The following is an 8,208-nucleotide window of genomic DNA, read 5'->3' as shown; positions in this document are numbered from 1 at the left end:
ATCTTCTTAAAAATCATCATTCAATGTAAAGATAATGAATCTGGTCAGGTCTTGATTGAAGCAGCCATAAGTTTAATTTCATGTGAGTGATGATTTTTAAGAAGATTTTTTTATAATTGAAAATAAACTAACAAAAAGGAAATCTATTTGATTATGAATTTATTTACACACAAAAACAAAATTCAGCTTTTACCTTTTGTTTTTAATTCTGTTGAAGGAAATGCTTTTCGCGAAGAAAATTGTCTTTTTAACGATCAAGAAAAAAAAATTGAGTTTTTTTATTTAAAACAAAGTAAATATAATTCTTTTTTTTTGAACATGAATCAATATGTCGTTTGGACTTATTTAAATGGCGTTTTTAGAGTTTTTATTAATGAAGAATATTATGATAAATTCAATACTTTATATCAAAAAGAAATTAATTCTTTTTATATGAAATTTATTTATGAATTGTTAAATAAACGCGCAAATATAATTAAAAAAAACTTTTTGTCTTTAGGAATAGGTTTTGTCACTTCTCTTATTTTATCTACTTTAGTTAAATCATCAATTCCAAATTTAAATGGTTATAAAGTTGTTATGTTATTCGCTTTACCGATTATTTTATTTTTAATCATTTTTATGTTTTTTATGAAAAAAAGCGATAAGAAATTCCAATTGGATAAAAAAAAATTATTTATCCAATTTATTCAAGAATCTGAAAATTTTTTAGGCAAAGAAGAATTAGAAAACATTTTAACACAACATAGACTTTACAGACATGTTGAAGAAAACGAATAAAAATTATTTTTTATGAAAAAAATTTTTAAAAAAAGGAGGTTAACAGAAAATGAATTACGAAGCTATTGTTATTGGTGGCGGACATGCCGGCGTAGAAGCCGCTTTAGCTTTATCCAAAAAACATAAAACTTTATTAATTACAGGCAATTTAGAACAAATTGCCGCTCTTCCTTGCAACCCTTCTATCGGCGGACCAGCCAAAGGCGTCGTTGTAAGAGAGATTGAAGCTTTAGGCGGCATTATGGGAAAAGCAGCAGATTTATCGCAAATTCAAATGAAAATGTTAAATACTTCTAAAGGGCCTGCTGTAAGAAGTTTGAGGGCTCAAATTGATAAATTAAAATATCCTAAAGTAGTTATTCAAATATTAAAAGAAGTTGATAGTTTAACTTTATTAGAAGGTTTAGTGGAAAAATTAATTATTGAAAAACAAAAAGTTAAAGGGGTTAAATTGCAGGATGGAACACTTGTTTATAGTGAAGTTGTTGTTATGACGACAGGAACTTATTTATCCAGTAAAATTTTTATGGGAAAATCAAAAACCAACTCGGGTCCTAATAATGAACCAACCACTTATGGCATTAGCAAACAATTGAAAGAACATGGTTTTGAAGTTATTCGTTTGAAAACAGGTACTCCGCCTAGAATTCAAAAAGATAGCATTGATTATACTAAAGCTAAAATGCAATTTGGAGATGGCATTTTACAAACTTTCAGTTCTCCTTCGGTTATTGACGATTTAGGAGTCCAAGAACCTTGTTATTTGCTTCACACTAACGAACAAACTCACGAATTAATTGAACAAAATTTATATGAATCGGCAATGTATGATGGCCAAATAGAAGGAACGGGCCCGCGTTATTGTCCTTCTATAGAAGATAAAGTAGTTCGTTTTTGCGATAAAAAACAACATCAAATTTTTATTGAACCAGAAAGTTTAGAATCTGATGAAATGTATTTACAAGGTCTTTCTACAAGCATGCCTAAAGAAATACAACATAAAATTTTACAAACTATTCCTGCTTTAAAAAATGCTAAAATAGTTAGATATGCTTATGCTATTGAATATGATGCGTTCAATCCTAACCAATTAAAACATACTTTAGAAACTAAAAAAATAAATAATTTATTTTTTGCTGGCCAAATCAACGGTACTACCGGTTATGAAGAAGCGGCTTGTCAAGGTTTAATGGCCGGAATTAACGCTAGTTTAAAACTGCAAAATAAAGACGGTTTTGTTTTAAACAGAAATGAAGCTTACATTGGTGTTTTAATTGATGATTTGATCAATAAAGGAACCAAAGAACCTTATCGTTTATTGACTTCAAGAGCAGAATTTCGTTTATTATTAAGACATGATAATGCTGATTTAAGATTAACTCATTATGGTTTTGAATTATTAGGTTTAGTGGATGAAAAAACTTATAAAAATGTAGAAAAAAAACGTCTAGAAGTAGACATGTTAAAAAAAAAATTACAAGCAACTTTTTTTGAAGTTAATGAAAAGAATTTAAATTATTTAAAAGAACATGACTCTTCTTTAATTACGAAAAAAACGAGTTTATATAAATTATTAAAAAGAACAGAATTAAATACAAATATTTTGAAATTTGTTTTTGACCAACAATATACACCAGAAGTTTTAGAACAAGTTGAAATTCAAGTTAAATACGAAAATTACATTTTAAAAGCCGAAAAAGAAGCTCAAAAACTTCTTCAATTAGAAACCAAAACAATTCCTATTGATATTGATTATTCAGTAATTCACAATTTATCTAAAGAAGCTAAAGAAAAATTAACAACAATTAAACCTTATAATTTAGGCCAAGCATCAAGAATTTTAGGCGTCAATCCGGTTGATATTTCTATTTTATTAGTTTTTTTACAAAAGGCTAAAAATTTTGTTTAATCAAATATTAAAAGATACATTTAATTTAAACGAATTACAATTAGAACAATTTAAAATATATTATTCTTTTTTAATAGAATACAACGAAAAAACCAATTTAACCGCTTTATCGAGTGAAAAAGATATTTATTTAAAACATTTTTATGATTCTTTATTGATTTCTCAAAATATTGATTTGAATAAAATTGATAATTTAAGCGATTTAGGTACCGGAGCCGGTTTTCCCAGCATCCCTTTAAAAATTTTATTCCCTCATTTGAAAATTTTTTTAATTGATTCTTCCTTAAAAAAAATTAATTTCTTAGAATCATTAGTTAAAAAATTGAATTTAACTGATGTATTTTTATTTCATCAAAGGATTGAACAACACGATAAACAATATGATTTAGTGATCGCTAGAGCTTTAGGCAAATTAAAATTAATTTTAAAATTAGCTTCTCCTCTTATTAAAAAAAAAGGTTATTTTATAGCAATGAAAGGACCTAATTACGAGGCAGAATTGAAACATCTTAAAATGACGAAAATAAAATTAAAACAAAAATTCTTTTTAGAATTACCGGAAGAATTAGGCAAAAGAGTTAACTTATTATTTCAAAAAATAAATTAACTCTTTTTTATATATCAAATCTTAAAAATGTAATTCTTTTGGGGCAATTTATTGTTTATTGATAATTATCTCCGTTTGTGGGAAATATTTTTTCAACGGCGAAGAAAAAAAATCCATCGTTACTTTTTTTAAAGTTAACGATGGATTTTATTATTTAATCGTCAAACGATTATTCATTTTTTGTAAAAACAGTTACTCGACGTTTTTCAGTGTAAATAGCTTGGTTTATATTTTCTGTTTTGGTAGGTTCAATGTCTTTTGCTTCTAAATTTTTAATTAAGTCTTTAATCACATCTTCTTTATTTAAAACAAAATTAAAAGCGAATGCGTTCCAAAATTCCCACCCATTACGTTCTAAAACTCTTTGACGGTTTAAATCATGATCATCTTGTTCGGTACTTGGTAATCTATCGCCGTGGCAATCAATAGCTAAACGGTTATCATTATCCCCTTCAACCACTAAATCAATTCGGTAAGAACCGACTTTAACTTGAGGAAGAACACGGTAACCTAAATTGACTAAAATATCATAAATTTGACGTTCAAAATCTGTTTCACAAAGAGTTCTTAAATTTTTAATTTTTTTCTCTTCTTGACTAAAAGGTAAACTAAAATGTTTAATAATTCCACGTCTTAAAACGTCTTTATTGCTGAGTTGGTTCTCATTCATTTCTATACTGCGGACTAAATACATACGATCACGAGCACGAGAAGCAGCAACATTGAAACGTTGATAAGCATCTTCTTTAGTCAAAGGCATTGGTTTTTTACCGTTAGGACGGAAAGAAACCACTAAAGAAAGGAAAATAATATTTCTTTCTTCACCTTGGAAAGTTCTAGCGTTCCCGCATTTAATAGCATGACGTTTTAAAATATCATTAGGCAATTCTCTTTCTAGCATATCGTAAATATAATGTTCTTGGCGATCTCCTTTTAAAGTCACAACCCCAATAGTTTTATCTTTCATCGTAGGATCGGCACAGATTCTTTTGATCTCATCCACAATATAACAGGCTTCTGCTTTATTAATTTCTTGTTTTTCATCTTTACAAGCTCCATCAGTCACTAAAACATCGATTAGCGGTGGATCAAGACGTTCAGATTTTTTCGGCAGACGCATTGGTTGGATTTCATTATGGTAAAATTCTCTATTAGAATATTCAATAATAGGAGAAACGGAACGAAAATGTTCTTTTAACATAATTTTTTCATGAGCGAAAACTACTTGAAATAATTCATAAATAGAAGAACCTGAGCTTAAATGTCCTTGATAACGTTTGACTTGATTTTTGAGGAAACGTTGAGATAAAATTTGTGTTTTGCTCACATCAGAAATATCATTAGGACCAACCTGTTTATCATCACCAACAATTAAAATCTTATCAGCTCTTAAAAAAGCCGCTAAAGCAGATAAATCAGATTGAGAAGCTTCATCAATAATTACTAAATCAAAATTACCTATTTGAGAAGGTAAAACTTCAGAAATTTTATCATGAGGCATAATCCAACAAGGAATAGCGTTAGATTCTAAAATATTAGTTAAAGCTTGACGCGCTTGACGTCTATGAATAGGAGCTTTTTTACCAGTTCCTTTTCCTATTTTAGTGATATGAGTGATAAAAGATTGTAAAGCTGATTCCATATCAGGAGTGCTTTTACGAGAGACTTGTAACCAAGTTTTTTTAGACACTATTTGTTTATAAACTTTTTCCAAATCAATAATTTTTTGTTTTCTCTTTGCTTCCATTTTGTTTAAATAGTCGCGAGTTTGCAAATTATCCAGATGAACTTCAAGTTGTTTTAACCACCAAATTTCGTCCCAATCGTTAGGTAAAAGATTATCAGAAGAAGAATTTAGAGGAGATTTATTTCTTAAATCATCAGCCCATAAAGGAGCTCCTGATTTTTCAATCAATTCAGAAACTGTTTTAATGGTTTCAAAATTTTCTTTTAAAGTGTCTAAATTTTTGATTTCTTTTAAAAAGGAATCTGTTTCTTTTTTCAATCTTTTAACATTTATTTCTGGATTTCCGCATTTTTCTTCAATTAAATTGTGGAAATTTTTAAATAATTCAGCAGAAGATATTGAAAAAACATTCTTGATTTTGTTTTTTTGTTTATAAGCATCTCTAACACTATGAAATTTAATATTTTTTTGTAAATCGTTTTGCAATTGAGTTAATAAATCAATCCTATTAGGAATTTGCTTTATTTCTGGAAATTTAGGAAATAATTCATAAACTAATTTTATTATTTCTTCGTCTCTAACATCTTTTTCAATTAAATATTGATAATGATCAGACACTTTTTTCAAATGTAAAATATGTTTAGGGTTGAAAGTGCTTGGATCAGAATTATCATAGTTCACTAATTCATTACTTAATAATAAATTAGAAGCTAAACCGTTTTGCCAGATGATAATTAAATTTCTCATCTTTTTTCTTAAACGGAAATATTTTTGAACATGTTTCCAATCTTCTTTATTTTCAGGTCTGTTAGAAATAATGACAATTGAAGACAATTTTTCTTTTTCCGCTTTTTTACCAAAACTAAATAAACCAAAAGCACTTTTGCCTGAAGCTTTTTTATTAATAGCACTCATCATGTCAGAATCTAATTCTAAATTAGCGAAACTAGAGACAGGTCTTGTTAAAAAATCTTGTTGTTGAGCTACTGCTTCTTGAATGTCTTTATAAAAAACGGCGAATTCTTTTAAAGGTAAATCGTGTCTAGATTTTTTTAAAGTATTTTTAATGGAATTGTGCCAAGAAAATTTTTTCTCACCATCAATTAAGGATTGGTTTAATTTTATTTGATATTCTAGCATTTCCAGAAGGTGTTGAGCTTTTTCTAAAATTTTATCATTTTTAAATTCTAAAGAAAAAATTTTATTTTCTTTTATTTCTTCTTTTATGGAGTTGTAAGTAATAATATTTGTGTGAATTTCCATTAAATTTTCTACTAAATAAGGCTCAATTGCAGGTATTTGTATATTTAAATAAGAAATTTTGTCGCCCACTTTAAGACGATTTTTTTTTAGTTCAGCAATATCTTCTGATTGAAATAAAGGAACATTTGTTAATTTTAATTCATCTTTAAAACATTCAATTTTATGACGCTTTTTAACTAATATTTTGGAAGCATCTAAAGGTTTTATAGGAGGGCGAGATTGTTCTGGTAAAAAAACAATTAAATCAAAATTACGTTGAAAAAATTCTTTAATCTTTTGTTCAATATGAGCTAATTCATTTTGAATGAAATCTATTTCTTTTTCTAAAGAGGAAATATCTTTTTCAAATTTATCTTCATCAATAGAGTTGATTTGTTCTTTAATAATTGAAACATTATGTTCCAATTGTTTTAAATCTTCTTGTTCGCTTGATAAAAAACTAACGGCTAGAGTTCGTATTTCTGGAATTAATTTATCTCTTAAAACGTTAAGAGCGGTTTTTTTCATAGATGTGACTAAAACTCTTTTACCTAAAGTTAAATAATGAGAAAGAATATTAGCTATTGTATGGGTTTTACCAGTTCCAGGCGGCCCTTGAACTACTAATCCTTCATAAATTTCTAACTTTTGAATGATTTTAACTTGTTCTTCGTTAGAAGTCATAGTGAAAAATAAATCTTTCACAGGAACAGCCTCAGGATCTTCGTTAGAAGGGTAATGAATTTCCAAGCTTCTAAATTCTGGCAGTTTAATTTTTTTACGGGAATATGATTGTTCTTCAAGAATGGATAAAATTCCTTTTGGAATATCAGGTAAATTTTTTGTAGCTACTTGAAATTGACTTTGAAAACGTTCTAAATCTTGAATTAAAAATTTATTATCACGTGGACGAATGAAAATAACCCAATTATCAGTAATTTTTAATTCTTCCGTTATTGGCAATAAAGTGCGATTATTATTCCCTTGTGGTTTATATTCTCCTTGCGGATCAAGATGAGAAGCTGCTATTTGAAGAATAGAATCAAAAGTTTTAGGATTATAAGGAGAAAAAACCGCATTTCGACCTTCTTGAGAAATTAATGAAGATTTTTTCCAAGCCGTTTCAATAACTGAAACACCAGGATTTTGAAGAAAAGTGTAAATATCTAACTCTAATTGAGGTTCTCTAAGAGGCATTAATTCCATAGCATTAGTTTTTTCGTTCATATGGATTTCTAAAGCGTGACTAATTAAAGGATAACGAATTTTGGATTTTTTACCATCTGAATTCCATAAAACCATTCCTACTCCTAAAACCAATTCGCGATGAGAATCATCTTGATTGCTTCTAAATTCTTGTTCTAATTTATATATTTTTTTATATAATTGTCTTGTTTTGTTAATTTCTTCTTCTTTTTCAGCCCAAACTTTCCAAGTATTTTGGTAATAATTGTCAAAATCAGTTTGAAGAGATTTATTTAAAGGTAAAAATTCTTTTAAAAAAACAAATTTTTTTTCATTTTCATCATTAAAATTCTCCGTTATAGGGAAACCTGATTCTTTTAGTTCTGATTTTTTGACTTTATTTTTTAAAACAGGTAAAATTCTATAATCATCAGAAATATTTAACCATAATTTTAATAAAGGGTTTTTAGTAATTTGAGGAGCAACAGGAGGAGCGAAACGTTCTATTGTTATCCAAACATCTCCTTCTTTCGCTTTAGGATTCATCATATACACCCCTGGCAAAGCTAAGAGAGTATTCTCATGATAATACCATTCATGACTTTCGACATCAATTATAATTTTATCACGTATTTTTTTAGTTTCTTTTGTAAAATCTAATAACGACAAAAGACGTTTGTATTTTATATTCATATAAAAATTTTTTTCTTTCTTTTTTCTTTGAAGTTTAAGAAGAATTGAGATGAGATGTTTAAAAACGATTTTAAATATTTAAATAAACAATAAAATATTAGAAAA

4 protein-coding genes and 1 other RNA gene are annotated in these 8,208 nt (G+C 27.6%); 4 read left to right on the top strand and 1 reads right to left on the bottom strand.

Translation table 11 applies throughout. The features are described 5' to 3' along the window. Positions 1-7 precede the first annotated feature (7 nt). From ffs to rsmG, 4 genes are all read left to right on the top strand, one after another. Positions 8-102, top strand: an RNA gene (ffs, locus tag RI76_RS02800) — signal recognition particle sRNA small type. 51 nt (positions 103-153) lie between these two features. Next, a complete protein-coding gene (locus tag RI76_RS00045; RefSeq protein ID WP_017192078.1) occupies positions 154-780 on the top strand; it encodes a hypothetical protein in 627 nt (208 codons plus the stop codon). A 49-nt stretch (positions 781-829) separates the two neighbouring features. After that, entirely contained in the window at positions 830-2,689 is a 1,860-nt protein-coding gene (gene mnmG / locus RI76_RS00040) for a tRNA uridine-5-carboxymethylaminomethyl(34) synthesis enzyme MnmG (RefSeq protein ID WP_017192077.1), read from the top strand. Then, a complete protein-coding gene (gene rsmG / locus RI76_RS00035) occupies positions 2,679-3,296 on the top strand; it encodes a 16S rRNA (guanine(527)-N(7))-methyltransferase RsmG (RefSeq protein ID WP_222813012.1) in 618 nt (205 codons plus the stop codon). The genes mnmG and rsmG overlap by 11 nt, the downstream gene beginning before the upstream one ends. Positions 3,297-3,465: 169 nt before the next feature. Here rsmG and RI76_RS00030 read toward each other — a convergent pair whose 3' ends face one another. Then, positions 3,466-8,103, bottom strand: a complete 4,638-nt coding sequence (locus RI76_RS00030) for an AAA domain-containing protein (protein WP_017192075.1) — start codon at positions 8,101-8,103, stop codon at positions 3,466-3,468. Positions 8,104-8,208 lie beyond the last annotated feature (105 nt).

The sequence above is a fragment of the Milkweed yellows phytoplasma str. MW1 genome, from assembly GCF_000309485.1.
GTDB lineage: Bacteria > Bacillota_I > Bacilli_A > Acholeplasmatales > Acholeplasmataceae > Phytoplasma.
This window is presented reverse-complemented; position numbering and strand designations above follow the sequence as displayed.